Below are 24,827 nucleotides of genomic sequence, written 5' to 3'. Positions count from 1 at the left end.
CGGCACTGCCGGCAGAGATGGGCGGTCAACTCCGCGGGTACACGGCCGTTGACCGCCACACTGCGGAAGAGATATCGAAATATTTTCGATAAAAACAACTAACAGGCGTAAAGTTAGCTACATCACATACCGGCGTCAAGGGTTTCTCTTTTCTTTGTTCCTTCAGGGCCCTGCGCCGCTGCTGGAACGCCGGGCCCAGGATGATTCCGCAGAGGGTGGGCTGCCGGGCGGCGGTCGAAGCGAAAGGTTTTCGGATTTTGTCGAATGCAGATACACAGACGAAAGTGACGCTGGCGTCCGTGGCGGAGCTCGCGGGGGTCTCGGTGCCCACCGTGTCGAAGGTGGTCAACAACCGCGGTGATGTGGCACCTGCCACCCGCAGGCGGATCCTGGCTGCCCTGGAGAACGCCGGCTACCAGCCTCCCGGCCAGCGCCGCCCGCTGACGCCCTTTGTTCCCCGGACGATTGATGTGGTGGTGGACAGCGTGACCAGCGCTTACTACGCAGAGGTGATGGATGGGATCCTCGAAAGCGCGGAGGGTGAGGGGACCGAGGTGGTGCTCTCCAAGACCTGGCCGACGGGCTATCCACCCGAGGGGCGGGCCGAGCGGATGCGGGGGATGGGCCGGCACGGACTCCTGCTCGTGACCTCCCGGTGGTCGTCCCGGGAAATCAGGGCGGTCCAGGACCAGGGAATTGCCGTTGTGGTGATTGACCCGATTAATCCCCTGGGGCCGGAGGTATCCAGCGTCGGTGCCACGAACTGGTCGGGAGGTAAGGCTGCCACGGAGCACCTGCTGGACCTGGGCCACACACGGATCGGCTTCATTGGGGGCCCTGCCAGTGCGGAATGCAGCCAGGACCGCGAGCACGGCTACATGGCGGCTCTCCTCGAACGGGGTCTTCCCATCTATGAGGACTATGTCCTGGCCGGAGACTTCGACGCCGGCACCGGCAGCCAGGCGCTGGCCCGGCTGCTTGCACTCGAAACCCCGCCCCAGGCCGTGTTTGCCGCTTCCGACAGTATTGCCCTTGGTGTCCTCGCGCATGCGCGCTCGCAGGGAATTTCCGTTCCCCGGGATTTGAGCGTGGTCGGATTCGACGGAACCTATATCGGCGAGCAGGCGGTTCCGAGCCTGACCACCGTGGCCCAGCCCCTCAAGGAGATGGGGCGGACTGCCGTCCGGGCGCTGCTGCGCCAGATGGGAGGGGAGAAGCCCGACTCCACCCGGGTGGAGCTGGCCACGCAGCTGATCGTCCGTTCGTCGACGGCACCGGCTACGTCCCTGACGCAGAGTACGTCCTGACGCAGGCCGGGTCCGCCCGCCGGCCCGGCGGTCAGTGGCCCTCGTAGCCGGTGATGGCGTCCACCTTCGCTGCGGAAGAGCTGGAAGGATCGAACGCATAGCCGAGCCATTCCTTGGCCAGGCGCCGGGCGAGCTCGATGCCGACCACCCGCTGGCCCATGCACAGCACCTGCGCGTTGTTGCTCAACACAGAGCGCTCCACCGAATACGAGTCATGGGCCGTCACGGCCCGGACGCCGGGAACCTTGTTGGCCGAGATGGCGACACCCAGGCCCGTGCCGCAGATCAGCAGCGCACGGTCCGCCTCGCCGCTGGCCACCTTCCGCGCCGCATCCACGGCGACATGGGGATAATCCACGTTCTCGCTGTGGGAGACCCCGACATCCACGACGCTCTCCACCCGTTCGTCTGCCTCGAGGTCCCTGCGCAGCACCTCCTTGTAGTCGAATCCGGCGTCGTCGCCGCCTATGACAATCCGCAGTTTCCTGTTTCCGTCCATCACGGTTTCCCTCTGCTTCCCGTAGCTCTTTCTTTCCGACTCCGGGCCCGTGGTGCCCGGCCCGGCTCCATACCGCTCCGCGATGCCCAGCAGGCCCAGATATCCCTCCACCTGCCACGCCGCACGGCCGACGAACAAGCCATCGACATGCTCTTCCTCCAGTAACGGCCCGGCGTTGTCCAGGTTGACCGAGCCTCCGTAGAGCAGGCCGGAGACCCGGCCGCCGTACCGTTGCGAAAGGGCGGCAAACGCTTCCCGCAGTTCCGCAGCCTGGGGTGGGCGCCCCTTGGCCCCAATGGCCCAGATGGGCTCATAAGCGATCAGGACCCGGGCGAGCCGGTGATCATCCAGGCCGTCCAATGCGCTGCGGGCCTGGTCCAGGATGAAGGCAGCGGAACCTCCGGCAGCTTTGACGGATGCAGGTTCCCCGATGCACAGCAGCGGGATCAGCCCATGGTCCAGGACTGCGCCCACCTTCAGGCGCACGGTATCCGCGGTCTCGCCGAAGTGCTCCCGCCGCTCGGAGTGGCCGATTTCGACCAGCCGCGCCCCGGCGTCGGCGATCTGGGGCACCGACACTTCACCGGTCCACGCCCCGCCGTCCTCCCAGTGGGCGTTCTGCGCCCCGAGCAGGACCCGGCCGTCGTCACCGAGGATTTCCGCCACCGCCGCCAGCGCCTGGACCGGGGGGATGATGAACGGCTGGATGCCGTCGAGGCTGAGCCCGGACAGGCCGGTGAGCAGGCCCCTCGTGTAGTCGCGGGCCTCCGCCAGGGACTTGTTCATTTTCCAGCTGGTGCCCATCCAGAGGGTCACGGCAGTGCCTTGGAAGCAACCGTGCCGGAACGGAAAAAGTCACCCAACGCGTCCATGAGCAGGGAGAAGGACACGGCTCCCGGATCCGGAGTGCCGAGGCTTTTTTCGCCCAGGACGCGGGCCCGCCCGAGGCGGGCAGTCATCTGCGCGGTGGACTCGGCGGCCTCCCGTGCGGCGGCGGCGGCCTTCTTCGTGGCTCCGGCCAGATCTGAAGACCTGCCGAACTCCGCAACCAGCACGTCCCGGAAGGGAAGGGCGGAGTCCACCATCGTTTTGTCGCCCGGTACCGCGCCGCCGATGCGGACTATTGCTTCGATTCCCTCGACGATGGCTTGCACCACCTCCGCCGGTTCGGTGCCGCGGGTGTCGTCGAAGACCCCGCCGGCGGCAGTCAGGGCAGCACCCCAGAGCGCACCGGAGGTACCACCGGCCTCCTCGGCCCAGGCTTCCCCGGCATGGATCAGCACGGTCCGGGCGCCGGCGCCCCGTTCCGCAGCGGCACTTCCGGATGTGGCTGCGCCCCGTGAGCCGTAAGCCATGCCCTGGCCGTGGTCGCCGTCGCCGGCGACGGCATCCAGCCGCCCGAAGTATTCCTCGTTCTCGGCGGCGGCGGATTGGATCAGCTCCAGGGCCTCCGCAATCCGTTCCGCCAGCTCCCGGGATTCGGCGGTGGACTCCGGGATGGGTTCCTCGCCGGGAACGTGCACACCGGTACGTTCGGGCCGTGCGGCCAGGTCGGGTGCTTCCCTGCGGAAGGCCGGGGTATCGGCCGGCGCCAGCCAGTACTTCTCGAGTTCGTCGTCGAGGAAGAGGAGGGTCAGGGACAGTCCCGCCATATCCAGGCTGGTGACATGCTCGCCGACTTCGGGGGCCACCACGGTGAGGCCCCGTGCGGCCAGGCGCTCGGCCACCCGCCCATAGACAACAAAAAGCTCCTCGTACTTGACCGTGCCCAGGCCGTTCAGCAGGACGGCCACCCGTCCCCGGTAGCCGTCCCCGGTGTGTTCAGGTTCCTCGGCCAGGACGCCGTCGAGCAGGAGGTCCGCGATCTCCACGGCGGTGCCCATCGGTACCTCCCGGATGCCCGGTTCCCCGTGGATACCCAGTCCGATCCCCATTTCGCCCACCGGCACGTGGAACAGCGCCCCTGCGGCGCCGGGCAGGGTGCACCCTTTGAACGCCACCCCAAAGGAGCGGGTGGCGTCGTTGGTCTTCCAGGCCAGCCGCTCGGCTTCGTCGAGGTCGGCTCCGGCCTCTATGGCGGCGCCGGCGATCTTGAACACCACCAGATCTCCGGCGATGCCCCGGCGGTCACGATGGTCCCCGGCGGCTGCCGAGGCGACGTCGTCGGACACGCGGATGATCCGCACGTCCACGCCTTCGGCCCGCAGCTTCTCGGCGGCCTGCCCGAAGTGCAGGACGTCGCCGGCGTAATTGCCGAAGCCGAGGATGACGCCGCCTCCGTTTTCAGCCGACCGTGCCACGGAATACACCTGGGAGGCCGAGGGGGAGGAGAAGATGTTGCCGCAGGGCGCGCCGTGGCCCATGCCGGGCCCGATCCATCCGGCGAAGGCAGGGTAGTGGCCGGACCCTCCGCCGATGACCAGGGCAGGCTGGCCCTTCGGGGTTTCGGTCGAGCGCACCACGCCCCCGTGTGCCATGGCCACATGCCGGGGATGGGCGGCAACGTAGCCGCGCAGGGCATCGGCTGCGAAGTCCGCGGGATCGTTCACAAGATAAGTCATGTTCCACCTCTGTCCGGGACCGCCGGCCGACGCAGCGCCTCACGGTGCCGCCCTTTCGGCGGAGCATGGAGTTGTACTGCGGGTTCAGCGGGTGTTCGGGGCAGTGCCGTCCTTGACTACCGCATCGACAGGGCTCGGGCCGAGCACGTTAAGCAGCCCGGCCATGGCCACATAGGCCTTGTTGCGGTAGGCAACAAGGTTGTCCGTCTGCTCAGCCGGGATCTGCAGGAAGCCACCGCCTGACTTGGTTCCGAGTTTCCCTGCATCAACGAGATCCTGCAGGGCCTTAGGGGTGGCGAACCGTTCGGGAAACTCGGTCTGCAGTGAGGCGTAGCAGAACGAGTAGACATCCAGTCCGGCCATGTCCGCGATGGCGAACGGGCCAAAGAACGGCAGGCGGAAGCCGAAGGTGGTGCGCACGAGGGTATCGACGTCCTCCGCCGTGGCGATGCCTTCCTCGACCAGCTGCGCGGCCTCGTGGAACAGTGCGTACTGCAGGCGGTTGAGCACGAATCCGGTGACGTCCTTGACGACGGCGGACCGTTTGCCGGTGAGCGTGACGATTTCCTGCGCCGTCTCCACCGTTTCCGGGCTTGTGCCGGCATGGGGGATAACCTCGACGCCGGGGATAAACGGTGCCGGGTTCGAGAAGTGGACGCCGAGAAAACGGCCGGGGTGGTCGACCGCCTCCGCGAGCCTGGCGATGAGGATGGTCGAGGTATTGGACCCGATGACGGCGTCCGGCCGCGCCGCCGCACTGATTCGGCGCAGGGTGCTGTGCTTGATCTCGATGATCTCCGGGACTGCCTCCGCAATGTAGGAGGCATCCGCGACGGCTTCTTCAATGCCCGGAGCGGCCCACAGGTTCTCCTGCAGGCGCTGCACCGCGTCCGCCGGGAACAATCCGTCCGCAACGAACTGTTCAGCTTCAGTGAGCAGGCGCCCGAGGTTCTTTTCCGCGACCTCCTGCGAAACGTCCGCCAGGGCGACGCGCGCACCCCCGAGGGCCAGCATCTGCGCGATGCCCCCACCCATGTATCCCGAACCCACAACTGCTACTGAGCGCTGAGTCACGATCGCCATCTCCTCTGATGTGCATGCGTCTAGGGACACGGCGCCACCGGAGGTGCGGTTGTGGGACAGGAAAACGGTAGAAGCTACACCGGGATGCCCGTCGTGTTTCCTATAGGATCCACACGCGTCCCGGTGGTGTCAACCATGGTGCGGGAGAGTATAGGTGGGCTCCGCAGGTTAAGCGGGCTTGCTTCCGCCGCTTTCGCCGGGGGTACCGTTTTCCCGGGCGGCACGTTCGCGGACGCCGCGGAGATGGCCGGCCATCGCGGTCCGGGCCGCCCCAGCGTCCCCGCGGCGCATGGCATCCAGAATCCGGGTATGTTCCTCGATTGCACTGCCGGCATCATCGACACCGGTTCCGCTGAACAGTCGGAACCGGTGCACGTGTCCGCCAAGAGAGGTGTAGGCACCGACCAGGAATTTGTTATCCGTCTGCTCGGCGATCATGCGGTGGAAACGCTCGTCGGCCTCCCAATAGGAACGGTAGTCGGCGAAGTGCGGCCCGTTCGGTGCCTGCCGGAGGTCCTCGATGGTGTGCTCCAAAGCAGCGAGGAAGGCGTCGTCCGCGCGGATGCAGGCGACTTCCGCGTTGTGCGGCTCGAGCAGCAGCCGGGCGTCCATCAAGTCGAGGAGTTCCTCCCGGTTGAGCCGCGGCGCAGCCCGGTAGCCCCTCAGTGCGGCACGGGTCACCAGGCCCGTGGACTCGAGCCGGGCCAAGGCCTCCCGCACCGGCGTCGGCGACACCCCAAGCTCACGCGCCGTTCCGTCGATGCTGATGGAAGCGCCGGATTCCAGCTTCCCGTCCATGAGGCGCGCGAGGATTTCCTTGTGTACCTGGTCGGTCAGGATGCTGCGTTCGATCCATGCCCCGCCAGCAACGTTCTTCTCCATGCCGCTCCCTTATCCACGCCCGCCGCTTCCGGGTGGACAGCCTGCCAATATCCTATAGGGTGTTGGCCAGCACCCTCCCGCCAGTTCCCGCTTTTGCCGACTTCCAAGGAGAGCAACATGGATTACAGTGCCGGAAACTGGCCGATAGGTGCGGCCCTCCTGAACTTCGCCGGCATCACCACGGACGGTCAGGACCGAACCACGGCCGGTCCTGCAGGGTGGAAACAAACCCTCCGTGAGGTCCGTGACGCGGGATTCGACTACGTTGATCTCACCGATTCCTGGGTGCGTCCGGGCGATCTGGACTCCGTGGGCAGGAAGCAGCTGCTGGAGACGGCCCGTTCCTACGGCCTGGCGTTCAGTGACATCGCCGTGACGCGCAAGAGCGTCATCACCCCCGACGGGGAGCAGGCGCAGCGCAACCTCGCCTACACGAAGCGGACCATCGATGCTGCGGCGGACCTCGAGGTGTCCATGGTGTGCCTGGGCCTGCATGATCCGCTGACCCAGGCACAGAAGGACGCGACCTGGTTCTGGCTGGCTCCGGGGGCCGAGGACGAGGACACCCCGGAAAACCAGGAGCGGGCGGCGTCGCGGTTCCGCGAGCTCGGCGAGTACGCCGCCGAACGGGGCGTGAGCCTTTCCCTGGAAATGTATGAGGGGACCTTCCTCGGCACGGCCGACAGTTCCGTCCAGCTGGTCACCGCCGTGGACCTGCCCAACGTGGGGCTGTGTCCGGATATCGGCAACATCGTCCGCCTGCACCGCGGGGTCGAGGACTGGCGCGGAATGCTGGCCAAGATGCTGCCCCACGCCAACTACTGGCAGTTGAAGAACTACTTCCGGGACTACGACCCCGCCACAGGTTCCTACGCCTCCGCGCCGGCGCCCCTGGCCCTCGGGTTCATCAACTACCGGGAGGCGATCGGCATGGCTCTCGACTCCGGCTTCGACGGTCCCATGTGCGTGGAGCACTACGGCGGTGACGGCCTCACCGTTTCGGCCATGAACCGCGACTACATCCGCGGCATCCTGGCGGCCAAGCTGCCGGAGGACTGACCTTCGCGGCGCGGCACGGCACCAAACGGCTGGCTGTGCGGAACCATGACCACCCTTGGACCCGGCGGCTGCGCCCCCTAGGGTGGCGAGCTACAGGACCGGCGGCAGCGACCGGAGGACAGCAATGACCCAGGCACCCCCCTCAGGACGGCCGTGGCCCGCGCCGGGACAGCGGGATGGATTGGCCCGCGGCGTAGGCCCGCTGGCCCCTCGCTTTGCCGGGGTGGAAAAGATCGCCGTACTCCGCGGCGGCGGCCTCGGTGACCTGATGTTTGCGCTCCCCGCCATCGAGGCACTTGCCGCCGCGTATCCCGCCGCCTCCATCACACTCTTGGGAACGGCCCTGCACGCTGCCCTTTTGATTGACCGGCCAGGACCGGTGCACCGGGTGGAGGTGTTGCCCGCGGCCCCCGGAATCGCCGCCGGACCGGAGGACCCGCGGGTGGTGGAGGAGTTCCTGGCCAGGATGCGGCAGGAGCGCTTTGACCTGGCCGTGCAGGTGCACGGCGGCGGGCGGAATTCGAATCCCTTCCTGCTTGGCCTGGGTGCCCGGCACACCGTGGGGACCCGCACCCCCGACGCCGCGGCGTTGGACCGGAGCATCCCCTACATCTACTACCAGCATGAGGTGTTCCGCGCGCTGGAGGTGGCCGGGCTTGCCGGTGCCGCCCCCGTCAGCCTGGACGCGCAGCTGCCGGTCCTCCCCGCAGAAGCGGCTTTCGTTTCCGCACTGCTGAAGCCGGACGGGAAACTGCTGACCCTGCACCCCGGGGCCACCGATCCGCGGCGGCGGTGGCCGGCGTCGTCCTTCGCCGAGCTGGCGGCACTCGCCGTCGCGCAGGGCTGCCAGGTCGTGGTGGTGGGGAACGACGCCGACCGGGACCTGGCGCAGGAGGTCGCGGACCTGGCACTCGCCGCCGCCGGACCCGGGGCACCCGTCCGCTCGCTGGCCGGTGAACTGGGCATTGGCACGCTCGCGGCCCTGCTGCAGGCCAGCACCGTGATGGTGGGTAATGACAGCGGTCCGCGGCACCTGGCGCAGGCCGTCGGGACGGCAACGGTGGGGATTTACTGGTTCGGCAACGTGGTGAATGCCGGGGCGATTGGCCGCGCCACGCACCGGGTGCACATGGCCTGGGTGTCCGACTGCCCCGTCTGCAAGGCGGACGTCACGCAGGTGGGCTGGACGGCCGAGCGGTGCGAACACGATGACTCTTTCGTCGCCGGAGTGCCGGTGGACGACGTGTGGACCGACGTCGAGGAGCTGCTGGCGGTGCAAAGCGGGGGTTGGCGGGGGAAATGCAGCATGACGCCTTGAGCGGTGGCGTCCCGCGGCGTGAAACTGAGGGGAACGGGTGTATCCGCCCGGGTCCGCCGACTAGAGGACAGGACGGACACCATGGAGCTGGTGCCGAATAATTCACTTACATGTGCGACTCCGGAGGAAGGACGCCAGCTGGCCATTAACCTGGCGCTCCAGACGGCCTTCGCGATCCAGCCGGACGGGCAGGTGGAGCACATTATCCGTGATGCCTATGCCAACAATCCGGACAGTATTATCGCGGCCTCGCACGTCGTGGCCGTGGAGTTCGCGACCGTCGCCGCCGCGAACAATTACTGGCGCTAACGGGCCCGGATCAATATATACGCCGCCAAGCATATCTCTGGGTAGGGGCCGCACCGGCGCCCGCACCGGCGGCCGCGCATCCTGCTTGCCTCCGGCGGTTTCCAAGAATCCTCCAAGATTCCTGCTCGACTATGGAACTGTCAGCGAACCACTTTTTCGGAGGTGAAACACCACTATGGGAATGCGGAGCGGAACCAGGAAAGCCGTCGTCTGGGGCGGTAGTGCCCTTGCCGGTATTGGGCTTCTGGTTGCCAGTTTCTTCGCGGGTACTGCTGTAGCGGATAACGATGATCTTGAGCAGGCCGGCACCACAACGCAGGAGCAGGATGCCGGGCAGGATGCCGGGCAGGGTGAGGGCCGGGTCGACGGCCAGGACCAGGACCAGGACCAGAAAGACCAGGACCAGAAGGATCAGAAGGACCAGGACGAAAAGGACCAGGACCAGGACGCCCAGGGACCCAATGACGGGGACCAGGGTGCCGAGGGAAATGCAGAGGACGGACCCGACGGCCGCCACGATCACGGCGGACCCGACGACGACCGCCACCACGACGGCGGCCACCATGACGATCACGACGGCGGGCCGGATGAGGACCGGGAATCCGCCGACGGAACCGCGGATGGTTCAGACCAGGCGTAGTTGATTAAGGGCCGGGTGCAGAGGCACCCGGCCCTTGGTAAGGGGCCAAAAATGATCAGGAATCGAGAAGCGCCTTCCCCCGGCCGTCGGTAGCGTAGGTGGAACACCAGACAGGACAGCAGCAGGGAAGCATTCGATGAGTGGCGCAGCTTCAGCATCAGTGACTGCGGACAGGGACCAAGGATCCAGCCGGTCGGTGGACACCTCCCGCCGGTTGGCGGAGCTCGCCCGGCTGCGCCGGGTGCGGGACCGGATGGACCGCGAGTTTAACAAGCCGCTGGACGTGGAAGCCCTCGCCCGCGGGGTCCATCTTTCCGCCGGGCATCTCAGCCGCCAGTTTCGGCTGGCATACGGGGAATCGCCGTACTCCTATCTCATGACCCGGCGCATTGAACGTGCCATGACCCTGCTGCGCTGCAGCACCCTCAGTGTCACTGAGGTGTGCTTCGCGGTGGGGTGCTCGTCGCTGGGCACCTTCAGTACCCGTTTTACCGAGCTCGTGGGCGTACCGCCGGGGACTTACCGGCGGCGGGCCGCACAGCAGGAGCTCGACCTGCCTGGGTGTGTGACCCGCAAAGTGCAACGACCAATCAGGAACGGGCGGTTGCCGCCGCCCCAAAGAGGGTGAGTTCGATGAATATTTCCATCAATGCAGCTTTTCTTCCCCACTCGGACCCCGACGCCTCGCTGGCGTTTTACCGGGATGTGCTCGGCTTCGAGGTCCGCAACGACGTCGGCTACCAGGACATGCGCTGGATTACCGTGGGACCGCCGGACCAGCCCGGGACGTCCATTGTCCTCCAGCCGCCTGCGGCTGACCCGGGCATCACCGACGCCGAGCGCCGGACCATCGGGGAAATGATGGCCAAGGGCACCTACGCCGGGCTGCTGCTGGCAACCGCAGATCTGGACGGGACCTTCGAGCGTGCCGTCGCCGGGGGAGCGGACGTCATCCAGGAACCCATGGAGCAGGACTGGGGAGCCCGCGACTGCGCTTTGCGGGACCCGGCCGGAAACCAGCTGCGCATCCAGGAACTGCGGTAGGTTCCGCCTACTCCCGGCGCGGTTCGGGCACCAGGTCCAGGAGGTGGGTCTCCACATAATCCAGGGCCAGGCGGACGGCGCCGGTGGGGACGAGCATGGTGCCCAGGTTCGAGACGGCAACGCGGGGCGGCTTCGCCACATACCGGTCCAGTTCCTGCGTCATGGCGGGCAGGAGGGCCGTGGCCGACGCCGCCACCGCACCGCCGATCACGATAAGCCGGGGATCAAAGAACGAGGACACCAGGGCCAGTACCCTGGCCATCCGCCGGGCGATCCGGCCCAGGATTTCCTCGGCCACCGGATCCCCGGCCTCGGCAGCCTCGAACACCAGCCGTGCCGAGGCGCGGTTGGTGTCCGGCCCCACGAGTTCGCGGATCCTGCCGCTGTGCCCCTCCTTCAACGCGGCGCTGCCCCAGAGGCGCGCGAGCTTCGCGATGCCGTCCTCGTTGCCGACCCCGGCAACCAGATCCAGGACGCCCATGGCCCCGGTGCCGCCGGATGCGCCGTGCAGCAGCCGGCCGGACTCGATGATGCCGCTGCCCAGGCGTTCGCCGGCCAGGATCACCGCCAGATTGTCCTCACCGGCACCAACGCCGCGCCAGCGTTCGGCGAGGGCTGCCAGTTTGGCGTCATTTTCCACCAGCAGCGGCCAGCCCCGGGCCTCGCTGAAGGTGGAACTCAACCCGAGATCAAACATGGGCGCCACCTCCTGCCCCGGGGCCATAACGCCTGCCCCGGTGACCTGGGCGGCAATGCCCATCCCGGCGCACAGTACCGCCGAAGAGGAAATCCCGGCGTCCGCCAGCGCGGCGTCAACGGCCTCGGTGACTACCCGGCGTCGCTGCTCCGGCTCCCCGCCGTGACGCGGGAACCGCGCCTCTGATTCGCCCACGACGACGCCCGCCAGGTCCGCGGCCAGCACACGGACGGTGGCGATGCCGACGTCGAGCCCCAGGACGTAACCGGCACTTTCGTTGAACTCGAACCGGCGGGCGGGCCGGCCTTTCTGCCGGTCGAGGCGCGGGGAGTCGGTTTCGCGGGCCCAGCCGCGGGCAATCAGGTCGTCGCAGACCGCAATCACCGTGGCCCGGGTCAGGCCGGTGGCGTTGATCAGGTCGGTGCCCGTGACGGACGGGGCGGCACGGAGCACCTCCAGCACGGCGCGCAGGTTGGTGCGGCGCAGCAGCTGCGGGGTGTTGGCGGAGGCGTCCATGGAAGTGGCCTTTTGACGTGTGGCGGTAATAACAGCATAATTATAGGAGAGAATAAATTTAGTTCCTAAATTTACTTGTTTGCATCAAGGAGGCACTCATGACGGTACGCGTCGGAATCAACGGTTTTGGTCGGATCGGCCGCAACTACCTGCGGGCAGCCCTGCAGCACGGTGAAGGCTTTGAGGTTGTTGCGGTCAACGACCTCGGCGATCCCGCCCAGCTGGCCCACCTGCTCAAGTACGACTCGGTAGCCGGACGCCTGGCCGAGAAGGTCACCGTCGAAGAGGGCAACCTGGTTGTCGGCGGCTCCACCATCAAGGTCTTCGCTGAGCGCGATCCGGCCAACCTGCCCTGGGCCGAGCTCGATGTGGACATCGTCATCGAATCCACCGGCTTCTTCACCAACGCCGACGATGCGCGCAAGCACATCACCGCCGGCGCCAAGAAGGTCCTGGTCTCCGCTCCGGCCAAGGGTGACGCGTTCACCGTGGTTATGGGCGTGAACGACGGCGACTACGACGCCGAGAACCACGACGTCATCTCGAACGCCTCCTGCACCACCAACTGCCTGGGCCCGCTGGCCAAGGTCCTCAACGACGCCTTCGGCATCGAAAAGGGCCTCATGACCACCGTGCACGCCTACACGGCGGACCAGAACCTGCAGGACGGCCCGCACAGCGACCTGCGCCGCGCCCGTGCCGCTGCCCTGAACATGGTGCCGACCTCCACCGGTGCCGCAAAGGCCATCGGCCTGGTCCTGCCGGAGCTGAAGGGCAAGCTGGACGGCTTCGCCATCCGCGTTCCCGTCCCCACCGGCTCGGTCACTGACCTGACCGTCACGCTGGAAAAGGAAGCCACGGTCGAAGAGATCAACGCCGCCTACGCCAAGGCCGCACAGGATCCGCGCTGGGCCGGCATCCTCACGTACACCGAGGATCCGATTGTTTCCTCCGACATCGTGGGCGATCCGTCCTCCTGCATCTTCGACTCCGGCCTGACCCGCGTTATGGGCAACCAGGTCAAGATCGTCGGCTGGTACGACAACGAGTGGGGCTACTCCAACCGCCTGGTCGACCTGACCGGACTGGTTGCTTCCAAGCTCTAGTCTCAAGAAGCACGCCCGACGGCGCCGCGCCGGACTCCCTGCGAGTCCGGGCGGCGCCGTCGTCGTTTAATGTGCATGTTGCCCAGAGGGGCAGCCGTCGAAAAGAAATCCGGGGGATCCGTGAACCATTGCCGGTGATCGGGCATTACAAGGTGTGAAGACAGACAAAGAGATTGTGGAGCGGTCGCGCAGCGGCCCTGCCATATTCGGGGAACTCTATGACCGGCACGCACCGGACATCTACCGGTACGCGGCCCGGCGTGCCGGTGACTTTGCCGCCGAAGACGTGATGGCGGAAACCTTCCTGATCGCCTTTGAACGCAGGGCAGGCTTCGAAGGACCGTCCGAGGCCGTACGGCCCTGGCTCTTCGGCATCGCCACGAATCTGCTGCGCCGGCATCACCGCGCCGAAGCCCGCATGCTGCGGGCGTTGGCCCGGAACGGCGGCCGCGGACATGCCGCCGACGGGCTGGAAGACGTGGACGCGGCGGTCGACGCCGACGGCGACCGGTCCCGGATCGGTGCGGCACTGCACGCGCTGACCCCGATCGACCGAGAAGCGATCCTGCTCTATGCCTGGGCGGACCTGACCTATGACGGCATCGCCACCGCAACGGGCGTGCCCATCGGCACCGTCCGCTCCCGCATCAACCGCGCCCGGCGCAGGCTCCGGGCCGACCTCGGCTTTGCCCTTTTCGACGAAATGGACAGTGATCATGGACGAACTGCACCTGCTCCGCGCAACGCGTAACACCACCGGAACCGTAACCCCGGCCGTCCTGGCCTCCGGGCGGGAGAAGCTGATGCAAAGGGCGGCGGATGAATCCGCACATCAAACCCCGGCACCGGTGCTGCACCCCGTGCGGCCCTGGCGCCGCACTCTGTTTGCCTCCGCCGCGGCTGTGGCACTCGTCGCGACGCTGGTGGCGGTCGACGTCATGGGTTCGGGTGAACGCCCGGGGGCGACGGCGGAGGCGGACCGGGTGCTCGACGCTGCCGCGACAGCCGCGGTCAACACGTCTGATCCCGTAGTCCAGCCAGGCCAGTACCTGAAGATCAATACCACCGGCGTGATAATGATGTTCGAGCCCAGGCAGACGGGAGAGGCCACTTACCGCTGGCTAGCCAGTCTGGACCGGCAGATGTATGTGCCGGCGGATAGGACCGGGGAATGGGTCTGGACCTCGGAGCCCATTGCACCGGTGCAGTTCTTCGGCGAAGGTTCGCGGCAGGCGTCGGAGAGGATGGCGGAAAGGCGGGCCTTCGGAATGCCGATGGACGGCGAAGTATTGCGTGCACCCGGCGGGCAATGGGGCGGCTTCGACTGGCAGGTCCTCAACGATATTTCGCTGAACGAGATGATTAAAAGCGCACCCCTCAACCCGGACGAATTGTTGAACATGATTTATGAACAAACAAAGGGCAGAGGATGGAACACGGATGCCGAAGCCTTCACGGCTGCCTCAAACATCCTGCGAACAGGTGTGATTCCGGCTAACCTGCGTGCCGCGCTCTACGAAGCTATTGCCCTGATCCCAGGGGTGACCGTGGTGGACCGCGAGGCCACGTTGGACGGGCGGACCGGAGTCTCCCTGGGAATGAAAAGCAGCAATTACCGGACCAGGATGGAAATCATCATCGACCCGGAGTCCGGCCAAATGATCGGCGAGCGGGAGGTGCAGCTCAGGGAGGACAAAGGGGTCCCGGCGGGCACCGTGACTAGGTGGACGGCAATCACAACCTCCGTAGTGGATTCGGCGCCCTAGGCTCGGGGGACCCTTGCGGAATCTCTCGATAATCGATAAGTATTGATTGACCTTCAATAGCCGCAGTGCTTCCGCAGGGAGACCATGATGGGAAAAGCAACAATCCTGGTGTTACGGAGCGTCCTCGCGCTGGTGCTGCTGGGCACCCTGTTTGTGCAGGCCGTGATGGTGCCGCTGTTCGGTATTGACCTCGCCGAAGCCGGCGCGGAAGCCGTCCGCATACCCGTCCTGTCCATCGTGGTGCTCGGCATCCTGGCGTTCCAGGTCTGCCTGGTCTGCGTCTGGCGGCTGCTGACCATGGTGCGGCGGGGGACCGTCTTCTCCTCCGCGGCCTTCCGCTACGTGGATGTCATCATCGGCGCGCTCTCGGCCGCGGCCCTGCTGCTGTTCGCGCTGGGCACGGTGCTGGCCCCCGGCGAGGAAGTGGCACCGGGCATCGTCCTGCTGATCAGCGGCATGGGCATTACCATTGCGGCGGGCGCCCTGCTCGTTCTGGTGATGCGGGCACTGCTGGCCTCCGCCGTCGCGACAGCCGCAGAGGCGGCCCGGCTGCGCACCGAGCTCGGCGGGGTGATCTGATGCCCATCATCGTGGACATCGACGTGATGCTCGCTCGGCGGAAAATGCCCGTGGGAACCCTGGCCGAACGGATCGGGATCACCCCGGCGAACCTGGCGGTCCTGAAGAACGGACGAGCCAAGGCCGTCCGCTTCACCACCCTGGCCGCCCTTTGCGAGGTGCTCGACTGCCAGCCGGGGGACCTCCTCCGGTGGGAGCCGGAGAACGCCGATACCGGCGCGGGCGCGGGCGCAGGCGCCGGCGCAGCGGCGAACGGCGTGCCGGAGTCCGAGCCGGGGCCTTCGGCGGGTTCGCGGGCCGCACAGTAGCGGTCAGTCCTGCCGGTGCTGCTCCAGCGTCTGCCCGATGATGCGGGCACCCTCGGCGAACGACCCGGGGTTGGGGCCGGAATAGTTCAGCCGGAGGTAGGCGCCGGTCTGCTCCGCCGGAAACCATTCGGTGCCAGGGGCCACCCGGACTCCGGCGTTTTCACACTCGCGGGCAAAGCGGGTCACATCGGTGGCATCCGGCAGCCGCACCCAGAGGTTCAGGCCGCCCCGGGGCACTGCGTCCAGCTGGACGAGCGGCGCATGCTCCTGCAGCGCGTCCACCAGCAGGTCCCTCCGGGTGCCCAGCTGCCCGCGGAGGGAACGCAGGTGCGTCTGCCACGCCGGTTGGGTGACGACGTCGAGCGCTGCGGCCTGCAGGACGCCGCTGACATACACCGACGAGGCCTGGAAATCCGCCAGCAGGCGCTCCCTGGCCGGGCCGCGGGCAATGATGCCCGCCACCCGCACCGAGGGGGAGACACTCTTCGTGAGGGAGCGCAGGTACACCACGTGTCCGCTGTCATCCCGGGCGGCCAGGGGTTCCGGGGTGCCGGCGATGCCGAACTCATGGGCCCAGTCATCCTCGATCAGGAAGGCTCCGTACCGTCGCACCGTCTCCAGGATCTGGTCCGCCCGTGTACGGGACCACTGGGCCCCGGTCGGGTTGGCGAAGGTGGGCTGGGCATAGAAGGCCCGGGCACCGGTTGATTCGAAGGCGCGGGCCACCTCAGCGGGGTCCGGGCCGAGGCTGCCGCTGGGCACGGGGATGACCTGCACCCCGGCCTGCGCGGCGGCGAGGATGGCGCCCCAGTAGGTGGGCGATTCCATCAGCAGGGGCTGGCCGGGGCCAACGAGGGCGCGGAACGCCGTACTGAGGCCGCTCTGGCTGCCCGGCAGGATGACGACGTCGGCGGGTGCCGGCGGCGCGACGCCGAACGGTGCGGCTTCACCCAGTTCCGCGGCGAACCAGGCCCGAAGGTCGGGCAGCCCCGCGGCGGGGGAGCGGGAAAGGGCGGCTTCGCTGCGCGCGGCACGGGCGAATGCGGCCCGCACCAGCCGGGAGGGGAGCAGGTCCCGGTCCGGATACCCCGCGTGCAGCGCGATCCTGTCGTCGGGGACGGCCCGCAGGGCAGCGGACATCGGCGGGATGCTCCGCGGGGCGCCCAGCGCGGCAGTCTGCCAGGCATAGTCGTGCGGGCGGGCGGCGCTGCGGGCCCGCACAAAGGTTCCGGCGCCGGGGCGGCTCTCCACCAGGCCCAGCGAACCCAAGGTGCGCAGCGCCTTTTGCACCGTGACCGGACTGGCGCCGTACTGCGCCACCAGGGTCCGCGTCGACGGCAGTTGCGCCCCCGGGGCGGCGGTCGAGATCCAGGTCCGCAGCCCTGCCGCGATCCGTTGTGCACTGCTACTATCGGCCATGAAGCCAGATAATAGCGCTACTCTCGATCCTGCGCCGCTGCTATCCCTAAACCGAGCCGGACTCGGCTGGGGGCTGCTGGGTGTGGCGGCCTTCTCGTTCACTGTCCCCTTCACCCGCATTGCGGTGCAGGACGGCGGGATGTCGCCGCTGTTCATCGGTGCGGGCCGGGCAGTCATCGCCGCCCTCCTCGCCGCAGCCGCGCTCGCGGCCACCCGGCAGTGCCTGCCACGGGGTGCGCAGTGGGGACGCCTGGCATTGGTGGCCGGCGGCGTCGTCGCCGGGTTCCCCCTTTTTACCTCCTTTGCCCTGACCACTGCCCCGGCCGGCCACAGCGCGGTGGTCATTGCCGTCCTTCCGGCGGCAACGGCTGTCATCGCTGTCCTGCGGACGCAGGAACGTCCACCCCGGATGTTCTGGCTGATGGCCGGGCTCGGAACCGCTGCGGCCGTTGGGTTTGCCGCGCTGCAGGGCGGGGGGCTTGGCGGCCTGCACTTCTCCGATGTCCTCCTGCTTGCCGCCGTTGGTGCGGGGGCGGTCGGCTACGCCGAAGGCGGCCTGCTGGCCCGGGAACTCGGGGCCTGGCAGACCATCTCGTGGGCGCTGGTCCTTGCGTCTCCGCTGATGCTGGCCCTGACCCTGGCGGCGGTGGCCGGCCGGCCACCCACGGGAAGCCTCACCGAGTGGAGCGCCTTCGGCTATCTGGCCGTGGTGAGCATGTTCCTGGGCTTTTTCGCCTGGTACCGCGGGCTGGGATCGGTCCCATGGCGCAGGTCAGCCAGGTGCAGCTGGTCCAGCCGGTGCTGACCATCTGCTGGGCGGCCCTGATCCTGCGCGAGCAGCTCACCTATGCCACGGCGCTCGGCGGAGTGGCCGTGATCCTGTGTGCCGCCGTCGCGGTCCGGTCCCGGAGCCGGCAGGTGCGCGGCTAGGCCGGCGCCGGACTGCGCACCCTGGCCGTAATTGCCCGGCTTACGGCCAGGAGTCTTCCTCCTCGTGGCAGATGACCATTTCCCGGACCTCGCACCCCCTCGGCTGGCCCAGCACAAAGAGGATCGCCGCGGCCACGTTCTCCGGATCGTTCAGCCGCGAATCGTCCTGCGGACGGTACTGCTCGGTGCGGTCGTCGAAGAACCGGGTCTTCATCCCGGCGGGAATCATGGTGGTGACGCCCAGCTGGCCACGGGTCTCGGCCGCCAGGGCACGGCTGAACCCGATCACCCCGAACTTCGAGGCGCAGTACGCCGTGGCATCGGACACCGCCTTGATGCCGAGCGAGGAGGCGACCGTGACCACCCGGCCGTGGCTCTTCCGCAGATGAGGCAGCGCCGCCCGGACCACGGAGACGGTGCCCATCAGGTTCACCCCGATGACCTTCTCCCATTCCTCCGCCGCCACGTCCTCCAGCCGCCCGCAGCGGTCAATGCCGGCGGCGGTCACCACGGCATCCAGTCCGCCCAGGATCTGCGCCGCCTCTTGGACGGCCGCTTCAACGGCGGCCCGGTCCGCCACGTCCACCTGTATGGCCTTCGCCTCCGTGACGGCGCTGATATCGCGGTCCAGCACCACCACGCTGCCGCCCGCCTCGGTCACCGCCTGGACGACGGCGGCACCCAGCCCGGAGGCGCCGCCGGTGACCAGCACCCGGCCGGTGAACACCGCGGGAAGGGGGAGTATTTGGATGAGGGGGTCCGGGACCGGGACAGGACCGGGCACTGGATCCGGAAGGGAGGCCGGCGCGGGGGCCGCTGGGGACAGGCTCATGGGAATTCCTTTCGGCGGAACGGCGTGGCGGTGGAAACCGGGGATGGTGCCGGTCACCCGACCTTCGCCAGTGCGGCGGCCAGGGCCGTGGTGGACCGGGCCGGATGGAACGGGACGGTGACGGTTTCCCCGCCCCAGGAACGGATTAACGCGGCTTCGGGGAGCTGGTCTTCGCGGTAGTCGCCGCCCTTTACCCAGATGTCCGGCCGCAGCCGGTCCAGCACCGCGGTGGGAGTGTCCTCCTCGAAGACCAGCACCCCGTCCACGCATTCCAGGGACTGCAGCAGTTCGGCCCGGTCCCCGGCACCGATGATCGGACGGTGCTCACCCTTGAGCCGCCGGACCGAATCATCCGAGTTCAGGCAGACGATCAGGCAGTCGCCCAGTCCTCTGGCGGCAAGCAGCGTGCGGGCATGTCCGGCGTGCAGCAGGTCGAAGCAGCCGCCGGTGGCCACCACGGTTCCCCCGCGTTCCCGGACCCGCGCCGCCGTTTCCATGGCGTCCGGCGCTCCGGAACCCGGCATCTGCAGCGGTGCCTCCGTTTCGAGGCTGGCCACGCCCCCTGCGGCCAGGAAGGACGCCGCGGCCTGCACCGCGCCTTCGGCGGCAGCCTCCAGCCCGGCGCCGTCGAGCAGCCGGGCGGTGAGGGAAGCGGCGAACCTGTCCCCGGCACCGCAGGTGTCGTCCACGGAAACCTTCGGGGCCGGAAGAACCTGCGCCAGGCCCGCCGCGGGCAGTGCCAGCGCACCCTGTGCCCCCATGGTGAGCACTACGGATTGGCTCTGCCAGCGGGCCAGCAGCCGTTCCGCCGCGTGCAGGGCGGCCGGAACCCCGCCCGGCGCCAGTCCCGCGGCGTGCAGGGCCTCGGCGAGGTTCGGCGTCACGGCAGCGACGCCGGGCACCGGATCCGTACCCGCAGGATGCGGGTCCCAGACCACCGGAATGCGTGCGGCCAGGACCGCCAGCAGCTCCCGGAGCAGCGGGTTGGCGGTCAGGCCCCGTCCGTAGTCGGCCACCACCACCGCATCGGCTCCGGCGACGGCGGCGAGCATCTGTGGAGTAACCCCGGGAACCGGGGCGGGGGAGCAGCCGGAATCGAAGCGGACCACGGCATGGGTGCCGGCCCGGATCCGGGTCTTCACCGGGGTGGGGGCGTTTGACGGACCCTCGACCAGGGGGATGCCGGCCAGCGCTGTGCGCAGCAGCCCGGACGCGTCGTCGTCGGACAACACCGTCACCAGCTGGACCTGCCGCCCGTCCCGTTCCAGCATGCGCGCCACCAGACCGGCTCCTCCCGCCCGGCGTCCCACGTCGTCCACCTCCACCACGGGCACCGGAGCGTCCGGAGACAGGCGCTGCGCCGAGCCGGAAATGTCCGTGTCCAGCAGGACATCACCCACCACAACTATCGACTTCACGGAGTTCCTCCTGCCTCTGTGCACCGCGCGATCTCGGCGTCGAAGGACCGGCAGAGGGCATGCAGGGCAACCAGATGGGCCTCCTGCGCGTTCGCCGCCGGCGCGTCGATGGCAATGAAGTCCTGGCACGCCGCCGCGAGCGGATTCGGGGCCCGCCCGGTCAGCGCCCACGTGCGCAGCCCCGCATCGTGCGCGGCCCTCACCGCGGCCAGCAGGTTGGGGCTGGCACCGCTGGTGGAGAAGAGGATCAGGACGTCACCCGGCCTGCCGTGGCCCTGCACCTGCCGGGCGTAGAGCTGCTCGAATCCGTAGTCATTGGCGATCGCGGTGACCGCGGAGGTTTCCGCATGCAGGGCAAGGGCGGAAAACGGGCGCCGCTCCCCGTCGAACCGGCCCACCAGTTCCGCACTTAGATGCTGCGCTTCCGCGGCGGAACCGCCGTTTCCAGCGCACAGCAGCCGGTGCCCTGCCAGCAGGCGGGCCGCCAGCTCAATGCCCCACTCCGTAAGGTGCCGTGCCTGCCGCTGGACGGAGAGCAGCGCGGGCTGCGCGGCGGCCAGATGGTCCAGCACCGCCTGCTCCGCACCCGCACCCGCGAAGGATGCCGGCGCCGGGGTGATCGGCGATTCGATGCTCACAGTGCCTTCCCTCCCAGCGGCTGCAGCCGGACCGGCCGGGCCGCCGTGCCCAGGGCAAGCTGATACGCCTTCTCCGTATCCAGCGCCACCCGGTCCCAGGAATAGCGGGCGGCGGCGCGCTGCCGGCCCGCCGCACCCAGCCGCCGGGCGTAGCGCGGATTCTGCAGCAGCTCAGAGAGTGCCGCGGCCAGGGCCGCCGGGTCCCGGGGCGGCACATGCAGGCCGGTCTTGCCGTGGACCACGGTATCGATCAGTCCGCCCACCGCGGAGGCCACCACGGGCACCGCGCACGCCATCGCCTCCAGCGGCACGATGCCGAAGGGCTCATACCAAGGCGCGCACACCACGGCATCCGCACTGCGCAGCACCGCCGGCATTTGTTCACGCGGCACCTGTCCGCGCAGCAGCACCCGGTCCTCGACCCCCAGGGACCGGGCAAGATCCAGCAACCGCCGCGCCTCCGGATCCGATTCCAGCCCGGCGCAGTCGCTGGAGCCACCCACAATCAGCAGTTCGACGTCGTCGAGGCCCTCATCCCGCAGCAGGGCCAGGGCCTGGATGGCCAGGTCCACACCCTTGCGCGGCACCAGGCGCCCGACGGCGGCAATCCGGTGCCGCCGCCGGCGCGGCTCCGCGGGTCCCTCGGACGCGAAAAGGGACAGGTCCACACCGCAGGGGGCAACGGAAATCCGGTTGCCCGGCACCCCGATCGCCTTGAGCTCGAAGACTTCGTCCGAACAGGTGGCCAGCACCCGGTCCGCGCGGCGGCCCACGGAGGGCTCCAGCCAGGTCCGCTCCGGCGGGGAGGTGTCCTCGGCACCCTGGTGCCGTTTCTTCACGGTGCCCAGGGCGTGGAAGGTGTGGACCACCGGCACGCCGCCCTCCGCTGCATTGGCCGCCTCGAGCGCCGCAAGGCCGGACATCCAGAAATGCGAATGCACGACGTCGGGCGGTTCGGCACCCCAGTCGGCCACAACGCCGTCGGCCAGCTGCCCCATGTAGGGCAGCAGGTCATCCTTGGGCAGCGGAAGTGCCGGCCCGGCGGTGACATGGACGACTTCCAGCCCGTCCTGGACCTGCACCCGGTCCGGCAGTCCGGGATCATCCCGACGGGTGTACACCTGGACCGTGTGGCCGCGGGCGGCCAACGCCACGGAGAGTGCGGCCACGTGCACGTTCTGGCCGCCGGCGTCCACCCCGCCCAGTGCAGCCAGCGGACTTGCGTGTTCGGACACCATTGAAATTCTCACTGTTGTCCCCCTCCTGTCGATGCCGGTGTGGCTCCTGCCGCCGCGGCCAACGGCGCGGCGGAATCCGTCTCTGTGAGCAGGTCTGCGAGGAGTCCGTCCCAGTCGGCCAGGAACCGGTCCAGCCCGTACCGGGCCAGGGCAGCTGCCCGTGCGGCGCGGCCGCAGGTGCGCGCCTGCTCCGGATCCGCCAAGAACATCCGTGCGGCCTGGAGCAGCTCCTCCGGATCGTTGCTGACCACCCCGGCCCCGGGAGGGATGGCCCGGACCGCTTCGGTGGTGGCCAGGGCCAGGACGGGCAGGCCCAGGTGCATGGCCTCGAGCAGGGACAGTCCCAGCGAGGTCCACCGCATCGGGTGCAGATAGGCCCGGCAGCCGGCCAGTTCCCGGTGCAGCCGGGCAACGGGGAGGTCGCCGCGGACCAGCACCCGTCCACTCCCGAGGTGCAGGGAATCCGGCAATAGTTCTGTCCCGAGGCCGAAGACCTCCAGCGGAGCAGTCCGGGCGAAGCCGGGGAGTAAATCGGTTCCGGCCACCCGGCCGCGGCGGACCGGCTCGTTCACGGCCACCCCCAGATGCGGGCGTTCCCCGGTGTAGAGGTAGCCGGGATCGGGGATGCCGTGTTCGATCACCCGCACCGGAGCCGCTCCGTTGTCCCAGAACAGGCGGTTGAACTGCGTGACGTGCACGATCGGGATCTCCGTCTGCCCGGCCAGCGGGTGCCGGGTGGAGGGCACGTTGCCGCGCGGGGTGTTGTGCTCCAGGTAGACGGCGGGAAGGTCGCTGCCCGGCCGGCGGCCGAGCAGGCGGGTGCAGGCCTCGATTTCCGTGGGGCGCTGCAGCACTACGGCGTCGATCTGCTGTTCCCGCAGCGCCTCCGGCGCCACCTCGACGGCGGACCCGGGCCAGGGCCTGCCGCCGCGCCCCAGCCCCCAGGCGTCCCGGGCGGGGGTGGCCGGCAGCAGGTACTGGTGGGCGCCGCGGATGAATGCCTCCATCCAGCCGCCGTGGACATGCCACAGCAGGATCTTCATCGGTGCCTCATTTCACGGTGCGTCTGCAGGGATGGAACGCCGGTGACCAGCCGCTGTACCGCGTCCACCACTTGTTGAGGCGTGACGCCGGACAGGCAGGGATGTCCCGGAACCGGACAGGTCCGGGACCGGGTCCCGCCGCAGGGGGCGCCCTGGTTCCCCAGCAGTTCCAGTGGAACCCGGTAGGGCGCCCAGCGGATGGCGGGGACCACCGGGGCGAAGAGGCTGACCACCGGGGTTCCCACTGCGGCGGCGAGATGGGCGGGGCCGGTATTGCCGACCACCACCGCGTCGGCTCCCGCCAGGAGGGAGGCCAGCCCCGCCAGATCGGTACGTCCGCCCAGGTCCAGTCCGGCCACGGCGGCGACCGTGGCGGTCAGTTCCTTCTCGCCCGGTCCGCCGGTGACCACCACGCGGTATCCGGCAGCCGTGAGCAGTTCGACGGCGGCGGCATGGTGCAGCGCGGGCCAGGCACGCGCCTGCACCGCCGCACCTGGATGCACTACGACGTAGGGTGTGCCGCCCACCAGATGGGAAACGTCCGGCAGCGGACCCAGCCGCAGCCTGCCGTCGTCGCCGGCCGGAAGCCGGAAACCCGCGGCGGCTGCGATCCGCAGTGCCCGTTCCGCCTCCGGCTGGTCTTCCGGGAAGTCCTCCTCGGGTTTCAGCCGGCAGGTCAGCAGCGCCCCGGCGTAATCCGTGGACGCCCCAGTGATGGTGGAGACCCCCGCCTCCCGGAGCAGCAGCGCCAGGGGCAGCGGCGACTGGTGGTAGGACGTAAGGATGACCGCTTCGTCGGCCCGGGCAGCGCGGACCGCCTCCCGAAGCGCCTGCAGCAGGTCCCGGGATGGTTCCGGTGAGGGGTTCAGGATCCAGGGACAGGACCACTCCAGCACCCGGGACACCCCGGGCAGCAGCCGGCCGGCGGCCGCGCCCTGCGGCCCGCACAGCAGTATTACCTCGACGTCGGGCGCCGCAGCCACGGCCCGGACGGCGGGCCCGGCCAGGAGGACGTCGCCGGCGCCGTCGAGCCGTGCCACCAGCACGCGCCGGGTCATCTGCTGCCCCACAACAGCTCCACCGCGCCGGCCAGGTCACTGGCCACGAGCGGCGCGGCGGCGGTTTCCTCGGCACGGGTCACCGATGTGGGAACCAGCACACCGCGCGAACCGGCGGCTGCGGCGGCCCGCATGTCGGCGCCGATGTCTCCGATCACTGCGACCTCGACCGGATCGAGCCCGAGGCGCCTGGCGGCCCGCAGCACCATGCCGGGACGGGGCTTGCGGCAGATACACCCGTATCCGGGGGCGTGCGGGCAGAGTTCCCAGACATCGAAGGGACCCAGCAGGTTCTCGACTGCGGCGTTGACCCTCTCCACCTGGGCAGCGGTCAGCATTCCCCGGCCAATGCCGGACTGGTTGGTGACCACTCCAACGCGGACGCCCTGCCGCCGCAGCCGGTCCAGCACTTCGGCGGCGCCGGGCAAGGGCTGCACCAGGGCCGGGTCAGCGTTGTAGGGCACGTCAACAACCAGCGTGCCGTCCCGGTCGAACAGGACGGCACGCGGCGGTGACGGCAAAAATCCCATACCGCATCTGTTCCCCTCCGGAAGGGGAGCTAAACATCCCGCGGGCC

General features: G+C 68.7%; 25 protein-coding genes and 2 pseudogenes. 13 read left to right on the top strand and 14 right to left on the bottom strand.

Annotation, left to right across the window (positions count from 1 at the left end; translation table 11 throughout):
* The first annotated feature begins 284 nt into the window (after positions 1-284).
* A complete protein-coding gene (locus tag QNO10_RS14180) occupies positions 285-1,307 on the top strand; it encodes a LacI family DNA-binding transcriptional regulator (RefSeq protein ID WP_229946015.1) in 1,023 nt (340 codons plus the stop codon).
* Positions 1,308-1,338: 31 nt separating this feature from the next.
* Here QNO10_RS14180 and QNO10_RS14175 read toward each other — a convergent pair whose 3' ends face one another.
* The 5 genes and pseudogenes from QNO10_RS14175 to QNO10_RS14155 all read right to left on the bottom strand — a co-directional run bounded on the left by QNO10_RS14175 (position 1,339) and on the right by QNO10_RS14155 (position 6,332).
* Positions 1,339-1,806, bottom strand: coding sequence for a ribose-5-phosphate isomerase (locus tag QNO10_RS14175; RefSeq protein WP_229946651.1), 468 nt, complete (start codon positions 1,804-1,806; stop codon positions 1,339-1,341).
* Between the two features lie 87 nt (positions 1,807-1,893).
* Positions 1,894-2,610 (bottom strand): annotated as a pseudogene (locus QNO10_RS14170) (triose-phosphate isomerase); the annotation flags it as partial.
* Between the two features lie 8 nt (positions 2,611-2,618).
* Complete coding sequence (locus QNO10_RS14165) at positions 2,619-4,367, bottom strand: dihydroxyacetone kinase family protein (protein WP_229946017.1); 1,749 nt, start codon at positions 4,365-4,367, stop codon at positions 2,619-2,621.
* 84 nt (positions 4,368-4,451) lie between these two features.
* Positions 4,452-5,441: a 3-hydroxyacyl-CoA dehydrogenase family protein gene (locus QNO10_RS14160; RefSeq protein WP_283995853.1), complete on the bottom strand. Its 990-nt coding sequence runs from the start codon at positions 5,439-5,441 to the stop codon at positions 4,452-4,454.
* 177 nt (positions 5,442-5,618) lie between these two features.
* A complete protein-coding gene (locus QNO10_RS14155) occupies positions 5,619-6,332 on the bottom strand; it encodes a GntR family transcriptional regulator (RefSeq protein WP_229946019.1) in 714 nt (237 codons plus the stop codon).
* A 117-nt stretch (positions 6,333-6,449) separates the two neighbouring features.
* Between QNO10_RS14155 and QNO10_RS14150 the strand changes: the two genes are divergently transcribed.
* The 6 genes from QNO10_RS14150 (at position 6,450) to QNO10_RS14125 (ending at position 10,702) form a co-directional block, all read left to right on the top strand.
* Positions 6,450-7,391 carry a sugar phosphate isomerase/epimerase family protein gene (locus tag QNO10_RS14150; RefSeq protein WP_229946022.1) on the top strand — a complete coding sequence of 314 codons (942 nt, stop codon included), beginning with the start codon at positions 6,450-6,452 and terminating at the stop codon, positions 7,389-7,391.
* A 124-nt stretch (positions 7,392-7,515) separates the two neighbouring features.
* Positions 7,516-8,709, top strand: coding sequence for a glycosyltransferase family 9 protein (locus tag QNO10_RS14145; RefSeq protein ID WP_229946024.1), 1,194 nt, complete (start codon positions 7,516-7,518; stop codon positions 8,707-8,709).
* A 90-nt stretch (positions 8,710-8,799) separates the two neighbouring features.
* Complete coding sequence (locus QNO10_RS14140) at positions 8,800-9,018, top strand: hexameric tyrosine-coordinated heme protein (protein WP_229946026.1); 219 nt, start codon at positions 8,800-8,802, stop codon at positions 9,016-9,018.
* Positions 9,019-9,193: 175 nt separating this feature from the next.
* Positions 9,194-9,658 carry a hypothetical protein gene (locus QNO10_RS14135; protein ID WP_284162252.1) on the top strand — a complete coding sequence of 155 codons (465 nt, stop codon included), beginning with the start codon at positions 9,194-9,196 and terminating at the stop codon, positions 9,656-9,658.
* Positions 9,659-9,911: 253 nt separating this feature from the next.
* Positions 9,912-10,286, top strand: a complete 375-nt coding sequence (locus tag QNO10_RS14130; RefSeq protein WP_229946654.1) for a helix-turn-helix transcriptional regulator — start codon at positions 9,912-9,914, stop codon at positions 10,284-10,286.
* Between the two features lie 5 nt (positions 10,287-10,291).
* Entirely contained in the window at positions 10,292-10,702 is a 411-nt protein-coding gene (locus QNO10_RS14125) for a VOC family protein (RefSeq protein WP_229946030.1), read from the top strand.
* Positions 10,703-10,709: 7 nt separating this feature from the next.
* On the opposite strand, the gene QNO10_RS14120 is transcribed toward QNO10_RS14125, so the two are convergent.
* On the bottom strand, positions 10,710-11,915 hold the full coding sequence (locus tag QNO10_RS14120) for an ROK family protein (RefSeq protein ID WP_229946032.1): 1,206 nt from the start codon (positions 11,913-11,915) through the stop codon (positions 10,710-10,712).
* Between the two features lie 98 nt (positions 11,916-12,013).
* Between QNO10_RS14120 and gap the strand changes: the two genes are divergently transcribed.
* The 5 genes from gap (at position 12,014) to QNO10_RS14095 (ending at position 15,674) form a co-directional block, all read left to right on the top strand.
* Positions 12,014-13,021 carry a type I glyceraldehyde-3-phosphate dehydrogenase gene (gene gap / locus QNO10_RS14115; protein WP_229946034.1) on the top strand — a complete coding sequence of 336 codons (1,008 nt, stop codon included), beginning with the start codon at positions 12,014-12,016 and terminating at the stop codon, positions 13,019-13,021.
* 154 nt (positions 13,022-13,175) lie between these two features.
* Positions 13,176-13,772, top strand: coding sequence for an RNA polymerase sigma factor (locus tag QNO10_RS14110; protein WP_229946037.1), 597 nt, complete (start codon positions 13,176-13,178; stop codon positions 13,770-13,772).
* On the top strand, positions 13,738-14,787 hold the full coding sequence (locus QNO10_RS14105; RefSeq protein ID WP_229946045.1) for a CU044_5270 family protein: 1,050 nt from the start codon (positions 13,738-13,740) through the stop codon (positions 14,785-14,787). Before QNO10_RS14110 ends, QNO10_RS14105 begins: the two co-directional genes overlap by 35 nt.
* 87 nt (positions 14,788-14,874) lie before the next feature.
* Complete coding sequence (locus QNO10_RS14100) at positions 14,875-15,366, top strand: DUF2975 domain-containing protein (RefSeq protein WP_229946047.1); 492 nt, start codon at positions 14,875-14,877, stop codon at positions 15,364-15,366.
* Positions 15,366-15,674, top strand: coding sequence for a helix-turn-helix domain-containing protein (locus QNO10_RS14095; protein ID WP_229946049.1), 309 nt, complete (start codon positions 15,366-15,368; stop codon positions 15,672-15,674). The genes QNO10_RS14100 and QNO10_RS14095 overlap by 1 nt, the downstream gene beginning before the upstream one ends.
* A 3-nt stretch (positions 15,675-15,677) precedes the next feature.
* Here QNO10_RS14095 and QNO10_RS14090 read toward each other — a convergent pair whose 3' ends face one another.
* Complete coding sequence (locus QNO10_RS14090) at positions 15,678-17,093, bottom strand: aminotransferase-like domain-containing protein (protein ID WP_229946051.1); 1,416 nt, start codon at positions 17,091-17,093, stop codon at positions 15,678-15,680.
* Between QNO10_RS14090 and QNO10_RS14085 the strand changes: the two are divergent.
* Positions 17,092-18,023 (top strand): annotated as a pseudogene (locus QNO10_RS14085) (DMT family transporter). The gene QNO10_RS14090 and the pseudogene QNO10_RS14085 sit on opposite strands and share 2 nt — an antisense overlap.
* A 40-nt stretch (positions 18,024-18,063) precedes the next feature.
* On the opposite strand, the gene QNO10_RS14080 reads toward QNO10_RS14085, so the two are convergent.
* The 7 genes from QNO10_RS14080 to QNO10_RS14050 are packed head-to-tail and all read right to left on the bottom strand — an operon-like array spanning position 18,064 to position 24,780.
* A complete protein-coding gene (locus QNO10_RS14080) occupies positions 18,064-18,855 on the bottom strand; it encodes an SDR family oxidoreductase (RefSeq protein WP_229946052.1) in 792 nt (263 codons plus the stop codon).
* Positions 18,856-18,908: 53 nt separating this feature from the next.
* A complete protein-coding gene (locus tag QNO10_RS14075) occupies positions 18,909-20,273 on the bottom strand; it encodes a PfkB family carbohydrate kinase (RefSeq protein WP_229946056.1) in 1,365 nt (454 codons plus the stop codon).
* Positions 20,270-20,905, bottom strand: coding sequence for a D-sedoheptulose-7-phosphate isomerase (locus tag QNO10_RS14070; RefSeq protein ID WP_442860220.1), 636 nt, complete (start codon positions 20,903-20,905; stop codon positions 20,270-20,272). The genes QNO10_RS14075 and QNO10_RS14070 overlap by 4 nt, the downstream gene beginning before the upstream one ends.
* 2 nt (positions 20,906-20,907) lie before the next feature.
* Complete coding sequence (locus tag QNO10_RS14065; protein WP_229946059.1) at positions 20,908-22,161, bottom strand: glycosyltransferase; 1,254 nt, start codon at positions 22,159-22,161, stop codon at positions 20,908-20,910.
* Entirely contained in the window at positions 22,158-23,192 is a 1,035-nt protein-coding gene (locus tag QNO10_RS14060; protein ID WP_229946064.1) for a glycosyltransferase, read from the bottom strand. Before QNO10_RS14060 ends, QNO10_RS14065 begins: the two co-directional genes overlap by 4 nt.
* Positions 23,189-24,250 carry a glycosyltransferase family 9 protein gene (locus QNO10_RS14055; RefSeq protein WP_229946659.1) on the bottom strand — a complete coding sequence of 354 codons (1,062 nt, stop codon included), beginning with the start codon at positions 24,248-24,250 and terminating at the stop codon, positions 23,189-23,191. The genes QNO10_RS14060 and QNO10_RS14055 overlap by 4 nt, the downstream gene beginning before the upstream one ends.
* Positions 24,247-24,780, bottom strand: a complete 534-nt coding sequence (locus QNO10_RS14050) for a D-glycero-alpha-D-manno-heptose-1,7-bisphosphate 7-phosphatase (protein ID WP_229946067.1) — start codon at positions 24,778-24,780, stop codon at positions 24,247-24,249. The genes QNO10_RS14055 and QNO10_RS14050 overlap by 4 nt, the downstream gene beginning before the upstream one ends.
* Positions 24,781-24,827: the final 47 nt, after the last annotated feature.

Origin of the sequence: Arthrobacter sp. zg-Y919 (assembly GCF_030142045.1) — a bacterium.
Lineage (GTDB): Bacteria > Actinomycetota > Actinomycetes > Actinomycetales > Micrococcaceae > Arthrobacter_B.
Note: the sequence above shows the minus strand (reverse complement) of the source record. Positions and strands in the feature narration are given on the sequence as shown.